Origin of the sequence: Micromonospora sp. NPDC000089, from assembly GCF_042899365.1 — a bacterium.
In the GTDB taxonomy this organism is placed as follows: Bacteria; Actinomycetota; Actinomycetes; order Mycobacteriales; family Micromonosporaceae; genus Micromonospora.
This window is the reverse complement of the sequence record NZ_JBIAZT010000007.1, coordinates 205,476-222,006: the sequence shown is the minus strand read 5'-3', so window position 1 is coordinate 222,006 and position 16,531 is coordinate 205,476. Positions and strand designations below refer to the sequence as shown.

Genomic DNA, 16,531 nt, shown 5'->3' with positions numbered 1-16,531 from the left:
TCGGTAACCCGAGCCTGGCTCATGGTAGGTAAAGTCCTCTCGTTCGTCAGCCACCGCTCCCTATCGATATGGAGATCAGTCGATGACCACCGGTCTGGCCCGGGTCACGATCAGCGCGCCGCAGCGGCGGGTGGACGTGGCGCTGCCGGAGCAGGTCCCGCTGGCCGAGCTGCTGCCCGAGGTGCTCCGGCACGCCGGTGAGGGGCTCGCCGACGACGGCGAGCGGCACGGCGGTTGGGTGCTGCGGCGCACCGACGGCGCGGTGCTGGCCACCGCCCAGGCGCTGCTGCCGCAGGGGGTGCGCGACGGCGAGGTGCTGCACCTGGTGCCGGCCCACGACCAGTGGCCCGAGCTGGAGTACGACGACGTGGTCGAGGCGATCGCCGACGGCGCCCGGCGCCGGGGTGTCGCCTGGTCGGCCCGGGCCACCCGGGTGGCGGCGCTGGCCGGCGCCGCCGTACCGCTGGGGGTCGGGCTGCTCGCGGTGCTGGCCGCCGGGCCGGGCGCGGGCGGCGGCTGGCCCGTCGCGGTCGCGGTGGCGCTGCTGCTCGCGCTGGCCGGCACGGTCGCCTCCCGGGCGTACGGGGACGGCCCGGCCGGCGCCACCCTGGGCGGGTACGCCCTGCCGTACGCCTTCGCCGGCGGCGCGCTCGCGGTCAGCTCCGGCGACCCGGTCGGCCCGCTGCGGCCGCTGCCCTGGCTGGGCGCCCCCGAGCTGCTCACCGGCGCGGTGGCGCTGCTGCTGGTGGCCGTCCTCGGGCTGCTCGGCGCCGCCACCCGGGCCCGGGTCTTCGTGGCCGGGGCGACGGTCGGCGCGGTGGGCGCCGCGGCCGCGGTCGGCGGGCTGCTGCTCGATCCGGCCGGCACGGCGGCTGTACTGCTCAGCGTGTCGATCTTCGCGATCGGCGCGCTGCCGCTGCTGGCGATCCGGCTGGGCAAGGTGCCGCTGCCGCCGATCACCCTGCCCGCCGGGCCGACCGGCGGCCCGGACGGCGTCCGGGACCTGCCCGACCGGGCGCTGGTGCACGCCGCGGTGGCCCGGACCGAGGAGATGCTCACCGGCATGCTGCTCGGCCACGCGGTGCTGGCGGTCACCGCGTTCCTGGTGCTCGGGCTCACCGGCGGGGTGCCCGGGCGGCTGCTGGTGGCGGTCGGCGCGGCGGTGCTGCTGCTGCGCTCCCGGCTCTTCGTGGCCGTCCGGCACCGGGTGCCGCCGGTGACGGCCGGGCTGGCCGGGTTCGCGATCCTCGGCGGGGTGCTCGCCGGCCGGGCCGGGTCGACCGGGCTGTTCGCGCTGGCCGCGGGCGGGCTGCTGGTCGCCCTGGTCACCGTGGCGGCCGGCACCACGTACGCCCGGCGGCCGGTGTCGCCGTACCTGGGGCGGGTGGCCGACCTGACCGACACCGCGCTGGTGGTCTCGGTGGTGCCGGTGGCCTGCGCGGTGCTCGGCCTCTACGACGCCGCCCAGGGCCTGCTGGGCTGAACGGCCTACGGAAGAAGCCCGGGCCGACGTGGCCCGGGCTTCTCGACGTACGTGTCCGGGGTCAGTGCCCGGCGCCGCCCGCGGCCTCGGCGTCCCGGGCCCGCTGGTACGACGCGCGCACCTCGGCCTCGGCCTCGACCCGGCCCACCCAGGTGGCGCCCTCGACCGACTTGCCCGGCTCCAGGTCCTTGTAGACCTCGAAGAAGTGCTGGATCTCCAGCCGGTCGAACTCGCCCAGGTGGTGGATGTCGCGCAGGTGCTCCTGGCGCGGGTCCTCGTAGGGCACGCAGAGGACCTTGTCGTCGCCGCCCTTCTCGTCCGTCATCCGGAACATGCCGATCGTGCGGCAGCGGATCAGGCAGCCCGGGAAGGTCGGCTCGGGGACGAGCACCAGGGCGTCCAGCGGGTCGCCGTCCTCGCCCAGGGTGCCTTCGATGAACCCGTAGTCGGCCGGGTACTGGGTCGACGTGAAGAGGGTGCGGTCCAGCCGGATCCGGCCGGTCGCGTGGTCAACCTCGTACTTGTTCCGGTGACCCTTCGGGATCTCAACCGTGACGTCGAAATCCATCTTCCACGCTCCCTCGTCTGCCCACGCTGGCTCAACGGCACCACCGACGCCCCCGGGCCGGGTGAATGGCCACCCACCGGTTCCGGACGCCGCATAGTCTTCGGACCGAAGTAGTGTCACCCAGGCGAGTTCGGGATGCGGGAGGAGGGGGTCGTGGGGAGGGAAGATTCACACTACCGCCCACCGGGGGGCGACCGGGCCGGGTCCGGCCGATCCGCCGCCGGTGGGGTGAGCGGCCGCGTCCACGTGCCCGGGGTGCACCCGGGCAACCGCCCGTCCGGGTACGGTTCGGCGCCAGTCTCGCCCGCGTCCGGCTCCGCGCCGGTCCCGTCCGCGTCCGGCTCCGCGCCGGTCCCGCCGTACGCTCCGCCGCCGGCCGGGTCCGACCGCCCGTCGGCGCCGCGTCCGCGTCGCCGGCTGCTGCCGGTGGCCGTGCTGGCCGGCGTGCTGCTGCTGGTGCTCGCCGGGGTGGTGGTGGTCCGTCCCGGCCCGGTCGACCGCTGGCTGGGCGGCGCGGACGAGACGCCCGCCGCCGTCGCCGGCCCGCCCGAGCCCGACCCGGCCCCGGTGCTCGCCGGCCCCGACGGCAACGCGCCGGAGCCCACCCCCGCCGGGGTGCGCGCCGCGCTGGAGCCGCTGCTCGCCGCCCGGGAGCTGGGCAGCCGGGTGAACCTGTCGGTGGCCGACGTGACCACCGGCACCTCGCTCTACGCCCGGGGCGGCGGCGACGCCACGGTGCCCGCCTCGGTGACCAAGCTGGCCACCGCGGTGACCGTGCTGGAGGCCCGCGGCCCCGCGCACCGGATCCCCACCCGGGCGGTGGCCGGCCCGAACCCGGGCGAGGTGGTGCTGGTCGGCGGCGGCGACCCCACCCTGGCGGTCGACCGGAACGGCTTCTACCCCGGCGCGGCCCGCCTCGACGACCTGGCGAAGCAGGTGAAGCAGGCGCTCGGCGGCACCGCGCCCACCAGGGTGATCGTCGACTCGACGCTCTTTCCCGGCCCGGTGCACGCTGCCGGCTGGGACGACGACATCCCGACCGGCGGCTTCGGCGCGTCGATCACCGCCCTGATGACCGACGGCGCCCGGGTCGACCCGGTGGGGGCGCGCAAGAGCTTCGACGACAGCCACGGCATGGCCGAGCGGGCCGCCCAGCCGGATCTCGCGGCCGGCCGGTCGTTCGCCCGGCTGCTCGGGGTGGACGCCGAGGTGACCAGGGGCAACGCCCCGGCCGCCGGCGCCGCCGCCCCGGCACCCGGCGCCGAGCTGGGCAAGGTCGAGTCGCTTCCGGTGATCCGGCTGGTCGACATCATGATCAGCGACAGCGACAACGTGATCGCCGAGGCGCTGGCCCGGCAGGTCGCGCTGGCGAAGGGAAAACCCGCCTCGTTCGTCGGCGGGGCCGCCGCCACCGACCAGGTGATCGGCGAGCTGGGCCTGCCGGCCGGCGAGATCAGCCTGGCCGACGGCAGCGGGCTGTCCCGCTCGAACCGGATCAGCCCGACGCTGCTCACCGACCTGATCACGCTGGCCGGCAACGGCAGCCACCCGGAGCTGGGCGCGATCTTCGGCGGCCTGCCGGTGGCCGCCTGGTCGGGCACGCTGAGCGACCGCTACCTGCTCTCGGCCACCGCGGCGGGCGCCGGGGTGGTGCGCGCCAAGACCGGCACGCTCACCGGGGTGCATGCGATCGCCGGGCTGGTCACCACCGCCGACGGGCGGCTGCTCACCTTCGCCGTGCTCACCGACCAGGCTCCGGCCGGCGACCCGGACATCCCCCGCCGCGCCCTGGACCGGATCGCCGGCGCCCTGGCCGGCTGCGGCTGCCGCTGACCCCGGCCGCCCGTGGGCGGTGCCGATCGCGGACGCGAGCCCGGGCCGGGGTGTTCCGGCGCGGGTACGGTGGGGTGCATGGCGCAGTTCGTGGACTGGGATCTGGCCGCCGCCACCGCGGGGGCCTTGAGCAAGTCGGGGCCCCGGGTGTCGTACGCGGAGGCCACCGAGGTGGTCGGCGAGCTGCGGCGACTCACCGAGGAGGCGGCCGGGCACGTCGCCGAGTACACCGGGCTGCGTTCGCAGGTGACCCACCCGCCGGTGCGGGTGGTGGACCGGCGGGACTGGGCCGCCGCGAACATCGCCGGGCTGCGCGAGGTGATCACCCCGCTGGTCGACCGGCTCTCCGGCGACAAGCGTCCCGGCCCGCTCACCGAGGCGGTCGGCTCCCGGCTCACCGGGGTGCAGGCCGGCACCGTGCTGGCGTACCTCTCCGGCCGGGTGCTCGGGCAGTACGAGGTCTTCTCCGCGGACCCGGGCCAGCTGCTGCTGGTCGCGCCGAACATCGTCGAGGTGGAGCGCAAGCTGCAGGCCGACCCGCGCGACTTCCGGCTCTGGGTGTGCCTGCACGAGGTCACCCACCGCACCCAGTTCACCGCCGTGCCGTGGATGCGGGCGTACTTCCTGGGTGAGGTGCAGGCGTTCGTGGACGCCTCGCAGGGCAGCGAGCACGTGCTGGAGCGGCTGCGCCGCGGGGTGGCCACCCTGTCGGACGCGGTGAAGGACCCGGAGAGCCGCACCAGCGTGCTGGACATCGTGCAGACCCCCGCCCAGCGCGCCGTGCTGGACCGGCTCACCGCGCTGATGACCCTGCTGGAGGGGCACGCCGAGTTCGTGATGGACGGGGTCGGCCCGCAGGTGATCCCGAGCGTGGAGCGGATCCGGGCGTCGTTCAACCGGCGCCGCGAGGCGGGCAACCCGCTGGAGAAGGCGATCCGCCGGCTGCTCGGCGTGGACGTCAAGATGCGCCAGTACGCAGAGGGTCGCAAGTTCGTGCACGGCGTCGTGGAGCGGGTCGGCATGGCCGGCTTCAACAAGATCTTCGGCTCCCCGCTGACCCTGCCCCGCCTCGACGAGCTGGGCGACCCGGACGCCTGGGTGGCCCGGGTGCACGGGCCGGCCGCCGCCGCGCCGACCGCCGGCTGACCGACCCCCGGTGCGGACGAGGAACGAGCCGACCGTGCCGCCCGACCTGACCGGGCCTTCGGGGCCGGCCGGGACGGGGGGCCGTGCCGCGGCCGGTCTCGCCCCGCCGGTGGCCGCGATCCGGGTCGCGGTCCGCCGCGCGCTGGCCGGGCTGCCGCCCGGGCCGGTGCTGGTGGCCTGCTCCGGTGGTGCGGACTCACTGGCCCTCGCCGCCGCCACCGCCTTCGTGGCGCCCCGGCTGGGCCGCCCCGCCGGCCTGGTGACCGTCGACCACGGGCTGCAGCCCGGCTCGGCCGAGCGCGCCGCCGCGGTGGCCCGCTGGGCCGGCGAGGTGGGGCTGAGCCCGGCCGAGGCCGTGCCGGTGACCGTGGCCGGCCGACCGGGTGGGCCCGAGGCGGCCGCCCGGGAGGCCCGCTACCAGGCGCTGGTGGCCGCCGCCCGGCGGCACGGGGCGGCCGCGGTGCTCACCGGGCACACCCGCGACGACCAGGCCGAGACGGTGCTGCTGGCGCTGGCCCGGGGCGCCGGCCCGCGCGGGCTGGCCGGCATGCCGCAACGCCGCGAGCTGGACGGCGTGCCGCTGCTGCGCCCGCTGCTCGACGTCACCCGGGAGCAGACCCGCCGGGCGTGCGCCGCGCTCGGGCTGACCCCGTGGGAGGACCCGCACAACACCGACCCGTCGTACGCCCGCGCGCGGGTGCGCGCGGACGTGCTGCCGGTGCTGCTCCGCGCGCTCGGCGAGGGGGTACGGGACAACCTGGCCCGGACGGCCGCACTGGTCGCCGCGGACACCGCCGCCCTGGACGACCTCGCCCGCGCCGCCCTCGCCGCCCCGGCCGCCAGCGCCGGGCCCGCCGAGAACGCCGCCCCGGCCGCCAGCGCCCGGCCAGCCCAGGTTGCCGGGACCGGCGGGGTACGCGTGGAGGGCGGCTTGTCGGTCGCCGCGCTGGCCGGGATGCCCGCGGCGGTGCGTACCCGGGTGCTGCACGCCTGGGCGCGGGAGCTGGGGGCACCGCCGTCCGCCCTGTCGCACCGGCACGTCGAGGCGCTGGACGCGCTGGTCACCGGGTGGCACGGGCAGGGCCCGGCGCACCTGCCGGGGGCGATCCGGGTGGTCCGCCGGGCGGGCGAACTGCGGCCCGCCGACCCGCCGCGCTGACCGCCGCCCCGCCCCACCGCCGCGCACCGGGTCCGGTGGGTCGAGTGGGTGGGTGCGATCCGATCACGACGGTTCACCGCGAACGGCTTCTCGTCGGGAGCCGCCGGAGGCGGTAGACATGGCGGATGGCGTACCCCCGGATGCCGCTGTTCGCCCCGCACGGCGCCGTCACGACCAGCCAGCCGCTCGCGGCGGCCGCGGGCCTGGCCGTGCTGCGGCGCGGCGGCACCGCGGTCGACGCCGCGGTGGCCACCGCGGTCGCGCTGACCGTGCTGCAGCCGCCCTCGAACGACATCGGCGGCGACCTGTTCGCGATCGTCTGGGACGGTGAGCGGCTGCACGGGCTGAACGCCTCCGGTCGCTCCCCGGCCGGGCTCACCCGCGAGGTGGTGCTCGCCGCGACCGGGCGGCGGCCGGCGGCGGCGGTGGACGCGCTCGGCGGGGCGCAGGCGTGCGGCCCGGCCATGCCGGCCCGGGGTTGGCTGCCGGTGACCGTGCCGGGCGCCCCGGCCGGCTGGCGGGACCTGCACGAGCGGTTCGGCCGGCTGCCCTTCGCCGAGCTGTTCACCGACGCGATCGGGTACGCCGAGCGCGGTTACCCGGTGGCCGCCGGCACCGCCGCCGGATGGGCCCGCGCGGTGGCCGGGCACGCCGGGCTGGCCGGTGCGGAGTTCACCGAGTTCGACCGGGTCTTCACCCTCGACGGACGGGCGCCGCGGGCGGGGGAGCGGTGGCGCAACCCCGACGCGGCCCGCACCCTGCGCCGGATCGCTGCCAGCGGCGCGGCGGACTTCTACACCGGGTCGATCGCCGCCGCGCTGGACGCGCACGCCGCCCGCACCGGCGGCCTGCTCACCGGGGACGACCTGGCCCGGCACGCCTCGACCTGGGTGGACCCGGTGAGCGTGCGGTACCGCGGGCACGAGGTCTGGGAGCTGCCGCCGCCCGGGCAGGGGATCGCCGCGCTGCTCGCGCTCGGCGTCCTGGCCGGCCTCGACCCGGCCGACGCGGACGCCGGGCTGCTGCTGCACCGGCGGATCGAGGCGGTGAAGCTCGGCTTCGCCGACGCGCACGCCCACGTGGCCGACCCCGACCGGGTGCGGGTGCCCACCACCGGGCTGCTCGACCCCGGTTACCTGGCGGGCCGCCGGGCCCTGCTCACCGACCGGGCCGCCGACCCGGTGGCCGGTGACCCGGAGCGCGGCGGGACGGTCTATCTCTGCGCGGCCGACGCCGACGGCATGATGGTCAGCCTGATCCAGTCCACCTACCTGGCATTCGGCTCGCACGTGGTGCTGCCGGGGTACGGTTTCGCGCTGCAGAACCGGGGCCTCGGCTTCCGCCTCGACCCGGGGCACCCGAACGTGGTGGCGCCGGCCAAGCGGCCGTTCCACACCATCGTCCCGGGCTTCCTCACCCGCGACGGCGCGCCGGTCGGCCCGTTCGGGGTGATGGGTGGGCACATGCAGCCGCAGGGGCACCTGCAGCTGATCACCGCCGCGCTGGACGCCGGCCCGGACCCGGACGGCGGGCTCGATCCGCAGGCCGCGCTGGACGCTCCGCGCTGGTACTGGCACACCGGCCGGAGCCTGCTGGTCGAGCCGGCGCTGGCCGCGGTGCCCGGCCTGGTCGCGGGGCTGCGCGCCCGCGGGCACCGGGTGGCCGTGGCCGACGAGCCGTCGGTCTTCGGGTACGGCCAGGCGATCTGGCGGCTGCCGGCCGGTGGGTACGCGGCGGGCACCGAGACCCGGGTGGACGGGGCGGCGGTCGGCTGGTGACCGGGTCCGCCCCCGGCGGTCACTGGCCGAACGTGTGACGAGGGTAACCCGGTGGTCGCCGTCGCCGGAGTTCCCGCACCTGCTGGGGCGATTGGTGGACGGATGGTGAAAATTCTTCCGCCGGGACCGCCGCGAAAGGGGCGGCCCCGCCGACGGGGGGCATCCGGCGTACGGCAGGCTAGGAGGCATGGCTGAGGGCTCCTGGTACGACGCCGACATCGACCACGTGATCATTTCCGAGGCGCAGATCCGCGAGAAGACCGCGGAGCTGGCCAAGCAGGTCTCGGCGGACTACGCGCACGTCGAGGACGGACTGCTGCTCGTCTGCGTGCTCAAGGGCGCGGTCATGTTCATGGCCGACTTCGCCCGGGCGCTGGGCCGCAACGGCCCGCCGGCCGAGCTCGACTTCATGGCCATCTCCTCGTACGGCCAGGGCACCACCTCCTCCGGCGTGGTGCGCATCCTCAAGGACCTGGACCGGGACATCGCCGGCCGGCACGTGGTGGTGGTCGAGGACATCGTCGACTCCGGCCTGACGCTGTCCTGGCTGCTGCGCTACCTGGAGTCCCGCTCGGCGGCGAGCGTCGACGTGGTGGCCCTGTTCCGCAAGCCGGACGCGGTGAAGGTGCCGGTCCCGGTGAAGTACGTCGGCTTCGACATCCCCACCGAGTTCGTGGTCGGCTACGGCCTCGACTTCGGCGAGCGCTACCGCGAGCTGCCGTACGTCGGGGTGCTCAAGCCCGAGGTGTACGCCCGCGCCTGAGCGGCCCCGACACCGCTCGTATCGGTGGCCGTCGAGCGGACGTTCAGCGGGCTCTCAGCGAATCCGACTACGGTAGGTGTCGGTGGCGTGGAGGTTCCCTCCGCGTCCGGCCCTCGACCCGCGTGACCGGGCGGTCGGGTGGCCGGTCGGGAGCTCCCCGCCAACGCCGGCCGAGACCGCCGGTTCGCCGTCCGCGTAACAGCTGGGCTCACAAGCTCATCCCTCGCCCGCACGGTGTACCGTCGAATGACCGTGGCGCGGCAGTTCGCGCGCCCCGGGGTCGAGGTCGGCCCGCACGGCGGCCCCGGCGCCGCCGCAGGCGGTGACACCATTCAGACGGTCAGGACGTCGATCAGGAGGATGCGGGCGTCTCGGCGCTCGACAACAGCATGGAACGTACGCGTTTCTTCCGCCGACCGGTGGTCTGGATCATCCTGGTCATCCTCGGCGCCGTCGTGCTCAGTCAGCTTTTCACCGCTGGTCCCAGCTACCACCGCGTGGACACGTCCGTGGCGCTCGACCAGCTCCACACCGGCACGCCCAAAATCAACAAGGTCGTCTTCCAGGACAAGGAGCAGACGCTCCAGCTCGACCTGGCCGAGAAGGTCAAGTTCGGCGACACCACGACCGACAAGATCGAGGCGCAGTTCCCGTACGAGATCGGCGGCGAGGTCTGGAACGAGGTCCTCGCGGCCAAGGCGGCCAACCGGGTCACCGGCCCGGCCGACGCCAAGGTCTCGTCGGACAGCCTCTGGACGAGCCTGCTGATCAACCTGCTGCCGATCGTGCTGCTGGTGCTCCTGCTGCTGTTCTTCATGTCGCAGATGCAGGGTGGCGGCTCCCGGGTGCTCAACTTCGGCAAGTCCAAGGCGAAGATGATCACCAAGGACACGCCGAAGACCACCTTCGCGGACGTGGCCGGGGCGGACGAGGCCGTCGAGGAGCTGCACGAGATCAAGGACTTCCTGCAGAACCCGGCGAAGTACCAGGCCCTGGGCGCCAAGATCCCGAAGGGCGTGCTGCTCTTCGGCCCGCCCGGTACCGGTAAGACGCTGCTCGCCCGGGCGGTCGCCGGCGAGGCCGGGGTGCCGTTCTACTCGATCTCCGGCTCCGACTTCGTGGAGATGTTCGTCGGTGTCGGCGCCAGCCGGGTCCGCGACCTGTTCGAGCAGGCCAAGGCGAACGCCCCGGCGATCGTCTTCGTCGACGAGATCGACGCGGTCGGCCGACACCGTGGCGCCGGCATGGGCGGCGGCCACGACGAGCGCGAGCAGACCCTCAACCAGCTGCTGGTCGAGATGGACGGCTTCGACACCAAGGGCGGCGTCATCCTGATCGCCGCCACCAACCGGCCGGACATCCTCGACCCGGCGCTGCTGCGCCCGGGCCGGTTCGACCGGCAGATCCCGGTGGACGCTCCCGACATGGAGGGCCGCAAGGCGATCCTGCGGGTGCACGCCAAGGGCAAGCCGTTCGCCCCCGACGTCGACCTCGACGCGGTGGCCCGCCGGACGCCGGGCTTCTCCGGCGCCGACCTGGCCAACGTGATCAACGAGTCCGCGTTGCTCACCGCCCGCAAGGACCAGCGGGCGATCAGCAACGACTCGCTCGAGGAGTCGATCGACCGGGTGATCGCCGGCCCGCAGCGCCGGACCCGGGTGATGGGCGACCAGGAGAAGAAGATCACCGCGTACCACGAGGGTGGGCACGCGCTGGTCGCCTGGGCGCTCCCGCACGCCGCCCCGGTGCACAAGGTGACGATCCTGTCCCGTGGCCGCTCGCTGGGCCACACCCTGGTGCTGCCGACCGAGGACAAGTACACCCAGACCCGGGCCGAGATGATCGACACCCTGGCGTACGCGCTGGGCGGCCGGGCGGCCGAGGAGCTGGTCTTCCACGAGCCCACCACCGGTGCCGGCAACGACATCGAGAAGGCCACCCAGCTCGCCCGGGCGATGATCACCCAGTACGGCATGAGCTCCAAGCTCGGTGCGATCAAGTACGGCACCAGCGGCGACGAGCCGTTCCTCGGCCGCAACATGGGCCACGAGCGGGACTACTCCGACTCGGTGGCCGCCGAGATCGACGGCGAGATGCGCGCGCTGATCGAGCTGGCCCACGACGAGGCGTGGGAGATCCTGGTCGAGTACCGGGACGTGCTGGACAACATGGTCCTCGAGCTGATGGAGAAGGAGACCCTCTCCACCGCCGACATGGCCCGGATCGCCGCCCGGGTGGTGAAGCGCCCGCCGATGGCCCCCTACAACGGCTTCGGCAAGCGCCTGCCGTCCACCGAGCCGCCGGTGCTCACGCCGGCCGAGCAGGAGAAGCTCCGGGCTCAGGCGACGGCCGACGGCATCTCCGTCGGTGGCTCCTCGAACAACTCGGACGGTACGCACTGAACAGCGACGCCGCGGCCAGCCCCGATCCGGGGCTGGCCGCCTCGTCGACCGAGCCCGGCGACGAGCTTGACTACGTCGCCGCCCGGTTGATCAGCGGCAAGCTCACCGGCCGCCCGGTCGAGGAGGCGATCGACCTCGGCCGGATCGAGAAGGCCGTCCGGGAGATCCTGATCGCGGTGGGCGAGGACCCCGACCGGGACGGTCTCCAGCAGACCCCGGCCCGGGTGGCCCGGGCGTACGCGGAGCTCTTCGCCGGCCTCCGGGTCGACCCGGCCCAGGTGCTCCGCACCACCTTCGAGGCCAACCACGAGGAGCTGGTGCTCGTCCGGGACATCGACGTGATGAGCCTCTGCGAGCACCACCTGCTGCCGTTCCGGGGCAGCGCCCACATCGGCTACATCCCCGGGCCGGACGGCCGGATCACCGGCCTGTCCAAGCTGGCCCGGCTGGTCGAGGTGTTCGCCCGCCGGCCGCAGGTGCAGGAGCGGCTCACCTCGCAGATCGCCGACCTGCTGATGAGCACGCTCCAGCCGCGGGGCGTGATCGTGATACTCGAGTGCGAGCACATGTGCATGGCGATGCGCGGCATCCAGAAGAGCGGCGCCAAGACCATCACCTCCGCCGTCCGCGGCGGGCTGCAGCACGACGCGAAGTCCCGGGCCGAGGCGATGGCCCTGATCATGCCCCGCTGAGCAGGGCCAGCAGGATGCCGCCGGCGGTCGCCACCGCCGGCACCAGGCAGGCCAGCACGCCCAGCCGCGGCGTACGGTCCAGCCGTTGCCCGGGCGGCGCCCCGAACAGCCGACCCACCGCCACCCAGCCGGCCAGGAACGCCACCGCCGGCAACGGCAGCCCGAGCAGCAGCGCGGCCACGGTCGCCGGGCCGGTCCCGGTGAGCAGCAGCACGAGCAGCTGGATCACCGGTACGACCAGCGCCAGCGGGGCGTACACCAGGAGATTGCGGACCCGGGGCGGCCAGCCGGCCGGCCGCAGCGGGCCGCGCGCCGCGAGCACTCCGTCGGCGGCGTCCGCCCAGCCGCCCGCGGCGCGCACCGCGGCCAGCACCGCGGTCGGCCCGCCCACCATCGTCCGGGCCGCCTCGGTCAGCTCCGGCGGCGTCGGGGTCAGCGAGATCGCCGGTACGCCCAGCTCCCGCAGGCGGGCCTGCTGCGGCGCCAGCCGGGCGTGCACCCCGGTCAGCTCGCCCCGGGCCGCCTCCACCACCCGGGCCTGCTCGGCGGCGGCGGTGGTCGCGCCCCGGCGTACCCCGTCGAGCTGGCGCGCGGCGGCCAGGTAGTCGGTCCAGGCGGCGACCACTGGCGGGATCGACTCCTCGCCCGCCCGTTGCCGCACCGGCGCCACGGTGGACACCTCGTCGACGCTCACCGTCGCCTCCCCCTCCACCGGCCGACGTCTTGCCGTCGGGTGCTCATGCCGCCGCCTGGCCGGCGGCGGGTGCCGTCGCCGGGGTCTCGTCCGCGAACGGAACCAGCACGGTGCCGCGGTCGCCCGGGCCGTCCCACAGCACCGCCCGGCCGGCCCGGGGGCGCCACTGCACCGGGCGGCCGAACACCGCCGTCAGCTGGGCGCCCGGCGTGTCCACCACCGCGACCGCGGCCAGCTTGCCGACCTCGTCGTCCGGGCCCAGCAGGGCCGCGAACGGGGGCACCGTCCGCCACCAGCCCAGCAGGTGCCGACCGGCGAGCGGGCCCTCGCGCAGCAGCGCGCGCAGCCGGTCGGCCGGCAGCTGGTCTGCCGGCGGGGTGTCCACCCCGAACACCACCAGGTACGCCGGGTCGTCGCCATCCAGCGCGGTCAGCAGCCCCGGGGCGTCCACCGTCTCCACAAGTTGGCGCTCACCCAGCTCGGCGGCGAGCGCGGCGGCCAGCGGCGCGGAGCCGGCCACCAGGGGCGCCAGCACGAATCGGGCCGTACCGGGCGGGTGGTGGGCCGCCGTGCTGCGGGCGGCGGTGGCCAGCACTCCGGCCGCCTCCCCGCCCGGGCCGAGCACGGCGAGGTTGCGCCCCGCCGACGAGCCCAGCGGCACCGCCACCGTCGTCCGGGACACGTCCACCGCCCGGCCGAGCAGCGCGGCCGGGCCACCCGCCCGGCCGGCGAGCGCCGCCCGCAGCCGGGGATCGTTGCGCAGCAGCGGGCGGGCCCAGCCGGCGAACACCACCGGCGGCGCCGAGCCCTCGGGGCGCGCCTCCCAGAGCCGGTGCCGCAGCCGTTCGACCGTCTCCGGCTCGTCCAGCGGATCCGGGAAGCGGACCAACCGCTCGTGGCCTCGGGTGGCACCGCGCGGGCCGCCCAGCCCGCCGGCCGTGTTGACCACCGCGCTGCCCACCGACAGGCCGGCGGCGGCGTCGTTCGTCGACATCAGCACCGGGCCGCCGCCGGAGAGCGCCACCCGCACCGGGAACTGCCCGAGCACCGAGTCCCGCGGCGCCGAGCCGGCACCGATGCCCAGGTCACCGGCCCCGGCCAGGACCAGGTGGATGCCGTACGCCCGGCCGGCGCGGGCCAGCCCGTCCAGCCCGGCCAGCACCTCGGCGGCGGCCGGATCGCGGTCGCCCAGTAGCAGCGGGAAGTTGTCGATCACGCAGACGATCCGGGGCAGCGGCTGGTGCTCACGCAGCTCGGCGAAGCGCTGACCGCCGGCCCGGGCACCCGCCTCCTCGCGCCGGCGGGCCTCCGCCGACAACTGGTCGAACAGGTCCCGCACGTACTCCGGGTCGGCCGCCATCGCCGCGGCGCGCACCTGCGGCACCCAGGACCGGTCCCGCTCGGTCTGCAGGAACTCCACGAAGGACTCGCCGTCGCCCAGGTCCACCAGGTGCAGGACCAGCTCGTCCGGGCCGTACCGGGCGACGAGGCCGAGCAACGCGTTGGTGAGGAAGGCGGAACGGCCCGCGTCCGACCGGCCGCTGACCAGCCAGTGCGGGGTCAGCTCGGTGAAGCCGACGGTGACCGGGCGCCCGGTGGCGTCACCGACCGTGGTGGACATCCCCTCCGCCGACCTAGCCGCCCAGAGCGGTTCCCCGGCCGGCGGCAGCAGCTCGGCCAGGTCGAGCCGGGAGCCCGCCTCGACCTGCTCGGCCAGCCGGCGGCACACCCGCTCGACCAGCTCCGATCCTGGATCCTCGTCCACGAAGACGGGCGAGTTCAGCCCGCCCGGCGCCGCCGCCCCCGGCCCGCCGAACGGGCTGCCCGGCGGGTCGCCCAGCAGCGCGTACGCGGTGCGCAGCTCCACCGGGGTGGCGTGCGGCAGCGGTGGGCGGGCGGTGGCGGGCGGCCAGCCGGCCACCACCAGGTGCAGCCCGGCCGGGCGGCCGCGCTGCGCCAGCGCCTCGATCCGGTCCAGGTCGCTCGGCCCGGTCCCCTCGGGCAGGCCGGCCACCACCAGCAGCAGCGTCCGGTCGTGCCGGCGGGGTCGGCCGCTGCCCGGCGAGACCCACTGCTCGGCCTCGTCGAGCACCGCCCGCAGCCCGGCCACGTCGACCGCCGGCGGCGGCAGCAGCCCCGCGTCGGCCAGCGCCGCGAACGGCACGAACGTCTCGCCCGTGCCGTCCACCGCCCGGATCAGCAGGCAGCCGGCCGGGGTGGCGGCCAGCAACCGCAGGAGTACGGCCCGGAGCAGGCCGGCCGCCCGCGGCTCCCGGGCGTCCGCGTCGAGGGTCAGTTGCCCGGAACCGAGCAGCGGCACCAGCGCGGGGAAGCGGGCGTCGTCCAGCGGCGCCGCCGTGCCGATCCGTACGAAAGGCGGGGTGCCGCCGCCGGCCGGTGCGTCCGGCGACAAAGTGTCCAGGGCGGCGCCGGCCCAGCCGGGGGCCAGCAGGGTCGCGGTGGTACGCAGCCGCTCCGCCAACTCGTACTGCCGGCGCTGGTCGGCCGGGGCCGGGCGGGTCTCGTCCAGGATGGCCGCGGCAGCGGCGGCGGTGGCGGCAGCCCGTCGGTGCAGGGCGGCGGCGCGGCTGGTGCGAGCGTTCGGACCGGCCACCGCGTCCACCCCCTCTTTCCGAGGTTGGAAACCTCCCCGAGCCCAGACGGTATCCCAGGTCGGGCGTTCGGGCCGGGTGACGCGGCCGGACCGCCAGGTCTTTGCCGCCGCGGCCCGGCGCGTGGGCCTTGCGGATCCCCGGGCCGCTCGGCGGTTCGCCACGATCGGCGGATCCGGGGCATTGGGTACGAGCGACCCAGCCGATAGCCTCAGGGGGTGGAATCAGTGCAGCCCCCCGCCGGTTCCCAGACGTCCCGAGTACCGGCGCAGCGGACCCCGCCGGACCAGTTCGCGCCCCCTGCCGCGCCGGCGCCCGTGGCGCCGCGCAAGCGGCGCCGGCTACGCACCGTGCTGACCGTCGTCGCGGGGGTGCTGGCGGTGGTGTGCCTGGGTGGCGGCGTCGTCGGGTACGTGCTGTACGAACGGGCGGCCAGCCCCGACAGCAGCAGCCCGGATGTCACGGTGGCTGGTTACATTCAGGCGTTTCTCGGGGATCGCAACGACGTGCGGGCAAGCGAACTGACCTGCGACAGTGGGGCCGACCTCAACGATCTGCGGCTCCTCCGCGAAGACCTGGTGGCGCGCGAGAAGCGCTTCGCCACCACGATCACGACGAGCTGGGAAAGCCTCACGGTGCAAACCGGCGGTGAGCGCGCCAATGTTGAGGCCGATCTCATCATCTCCGCCCATGTGGACGGGATCTCGCAGAGTGATCGGCAGCGCTGGCGGTTCGAGACGCTGCACCAGGATGACGGCTGGCGAGTGTGTGCGGCCAAGCGCGCCTGACCGTCCTCACTCGATCCACAGTAGGTGCACCGGCACCTCGAGGGTGGTCGGCGGTTGCCCTCGCCAGGCCCAGCGGTACCACTCCAGCTCAGGGGTGACCCGGACGCAGATGTCGCCCTCCGCGCCCGAGTACGACTCGGTCACCGCCCGCAGGTCGCGGCGCTCGACGGAGTCCTCGACGTGCACCACCCGACGGCCGCTGACCGCGTCGGCCTCGAAGACCGGGGTGGGCGCCGGGTGCGCCGGTGCGTCCAGTGAGACCAGTCGGATGCCCGGTTCCCGTCCGGGTGTGCCGGCGGCGGCGCGGCCGCCGAGCGTCTCCACCCAGACCCGCTCCACCGGGATCAGCGGTGCGAACACCTCCACCTGGTCGGACTCCGCCCGGTACCACTCGTGCTCGGGGATGACCGGTACGTAGGTGCGGCTGCCCTGCACCACCCGTTCGTCGGCGCGCAGGTCGCCCCGCCAGCCCAGGCCCGGCAGCCCGACCAGCACCCGGCGGCCGCGCAGCTCGACCCGGGAGGTGGCGGGGACGATCTCGATCGGTCGCGGGGGCAGCGGCGCCCAGTCGGGCTGATTGGCGAAGGGATCCGGCAGCGGCCCGCTCATCGTC

13 protein-coding genes are annotated in these 16,531 nt (G+C 75.6%); 9 read left to right on the top strand and 4 right to left on the bottom strand.

What is annotated here, in order from left to right:
- Positions 1–82 precede the first annotated feature (82 nt).
- On the top strand, positions 83–1,483 hold the full coding sequence (gene eccD / locus ACFY3U_RS15835; RefSeq protein ID WP_387201261.1) for a type VII secretion integral membrane protein EccD: 1,401 nt from the start codon (positions 83–85) through the stop codon (positions 1,481–1,483).
- 61 nt (positions 1,484–1,544) lie between these two features.
- Here eccD and ACFY3U_RS15830 read toward each other — a convergent pair whose 3' ends face one another.
- A complete protein-coding gene (locus tag ACFY3U_RS15830; protein WP_334484128.1) occupies positions 1,545–2,051 on the bottom strand; it encodes an inorganic diphosphatase in 507 nt (168 codons plus the stop codon).
- A gap of 153 nt (positions 2,052–2,204) precedes the next feature.
- Between ACFY3U_RS15830 and dacB the strand changes: the two genes are divergently transcribed.
- The 7 genes from dacB to folE all read left to right on the top strand — a co-directional run bounded on the left by dacB (position 2,205) and on the right by folE (position 11,824).
- The gene (gene dacB / locus ACFY3U_RS15825) at positions 2,205–3,884 is read left to right on the top strand and encodes a D-alanyl-D-alanine carboxypeptidase/D-alanyl-D-alanine-endopeptidase (protein ID WP_387201258.1); all 1,680 of its coding nucleotides are present in this window, start codon (positions 2,205–2,207) and stop codon (positions 3,882–3,884) included.
- Positions 3,885–3,962: 78 nt separating this feature from the next.
- On the top strand, positions 3,963–5,030 hold the full coding sequence (locus ACFY3U_RS15820; RefSeq protein WP_387201255.1) for a zinc-dependent metalloprotease: 1,068 nt from the start codon (positions 3,963–3,965) through the stop codon (positions 5,028–5,030).
- Positions 5,031–5,076: 46 nt separating this feature from the next.
- On the top strand, positions 5,077–6,189 hold the full coding sequence (gene tilS, locus ACFY3U_RS15815) for a tRNA lysidine(34) synthetase TilS (protein ID WP_387201533.1): 1,113 nt from the start codon (positions 5,077–5,079) through the stop codon (positions 6,187–6,189).
- A gap of 125 nt (positions 6,190–6,314) precedes the next feature.
- Complete coding sequence (locus ACFY3U_RS15810; RefSeq protein ID WP_387201252.1) at positions 6,315–7,967, top strand: gamma-glutamyltransferase family protein; 1,653 nt, start codon at positions 6,315–6,317, stop codon at positions 7,965–7,967.
- 187 nt (positions 7,968–8,154) lie between these two features.
- Positions 8,155–8,730 carry a hypoxanthine phosphoribosyltransferase gene (hpt, locus tag ACFY3U_RS15805; protein ID WP_387201249.1) on the top strand — a complete coding sequence of 192 codons (576 nt, stop codon included), beginning with the start codon at positions 8,155–8,157 and terminating at the stop codon, positions 8,728–8,730.
- A 389-nt stretch (positions 8,731–9,119) separates the two neighbouring features.
- Positions 9,120–11,132, top strand: coding sequence for an ATP-dependent zinc metalloprotease FtsH (gene ftsH, locus ACFY3U_RS15800; RefSeq protein ID WP_387201246.1), 2,013 nt, complete (start codon positions 9,120–9,122; stop codon positions 11,130–11,132).
- Between the two features lie 32 nt (positions 11,133–11,164).
- Positions 11,165–11,824: a GTP cyclohydrolase I FolE gene (folE, locus tag ACFY3U_RS15795; protein ID WP_387201530.1), complete on the top strand. Its 660-nt coding sequence runs from the start codon at positions 11,165–11,167 to the stop codon at positions 11,822–11,824.
- Here folE and ACFY3U_RS15790 read toward each other — a convergent pair.
- Positions 11,811–12,518 carry a hypothetical protein gene (locus ACFY3U_RS15790; RefSeq protein ID WP_387201244.1) on the bottom strand — a complete coding sequence of 236 codons (708 nt, stop codon included), beginning with the start codon at positions 12,516–12,518 and terminating at the stop codon, positions 11,811–11,813. The two genes, folE and ACFY3U_RS15790, sit on opposite strands and share 14 nt — an antisense overlap.
- Before the next feature lie 43 nt (positions 12,519–12,561).
- The gene (locus tag ACFY3U_RS15785; protein WP_387201241.1) at positions 12,562–15,141 is read right to left on the bottom strand and encodes an FtsK/SpoIIIE domain-containing protein; all 2,580 of its coding nucleotides are present in this window, start codon (positions 15,139–15,141) and stop codon (positions 12,562–12,564) included.
- 207 nt (positions 15,142–15,348) lie between these two features.
- On the opposite strand from ACFY3U_RS15785, the gene ACFY3U_RS15780 reads away from it, so the two are divergent.
- Positions 15,349–15,918, top strand: coding sequence for a hypothetical protein (locus ACFY3U_RS15780; RefSeq protein ID WP_387201239.1), 570 nt, complete (start codon positions 15,349–15,351; stop codon positions 15,916–15,918).
- A gap of 6 nt (positions 15,919–15,924) precedes the next feature.
- Here the strand turns inward: ACFY3U_RS15780 and ACFY3U_RS15775 are convergent, their stop codons facing one another.
- Positions 15,925–16,527 (bottom strand): hypothetical protein, encoded by a 603-nt coding sequence (locus ACFY3U_RS15775; RefSeq protein WP_387201236.1) that lies wholly within the window; start codon positions 16,525–16,527, stop codon positions 15,925–15,927.
- Positions 16,528–16,531: the final 4 nt, after the last annotated feature.

Bases quoted from the DNA above. Each gene is read 5' to 3' on its own strand.
- eccD (WP_387201261.1), top strand. From the start codon at position 83: ATGACCACCGGTCTGGCCCGGGTCACGATCAGCGCGCCGCAGCGGCGG.
- ACFY3U_RS15830 (WP_334484128.1), bottom strand. From the start codon at position 2,051: ATGGATTTCGACGTCACGGTTGAGATCCCGAAGGGTCACCGGAACAAG.
- ACFY3U_RS15820 (WP_387201255.1), top strand. From the start codon at position 3,963: ATGGCGCAGTTCGTGGACTGGGATCTGGCCGCCGCCACCGCGGGGGCC.
- ACFY3U_RS15810 (WP_387201252.1), top strand. From the start codon at position 6,315: ATGGCGTACCCCCGGATGCCGCTGTTCGCCCCGCACGGCGCCGTCACG.
- hpt (WP_387201249.1), top strand. From the start codon at position 8,155: ATGGCTGAGGGCTCCTGGTACGACGCCGACATCGACCACGTGATCATT.
- ftsH (WP_387201246.1), top strand. From the start codon at position 9,120: ATGGAACGTACGCGTTTCTTCCGCCGACCGGTGGTCTGGATCATCCTG.
- ACFY3U_RS15775 (WP_387201236.1), bottom strand. From the start codon at position 16,527: ATGAGCGGGCCGCTGCCGGATCCCTTCGCCAATCAGCCCGACTGGGCG.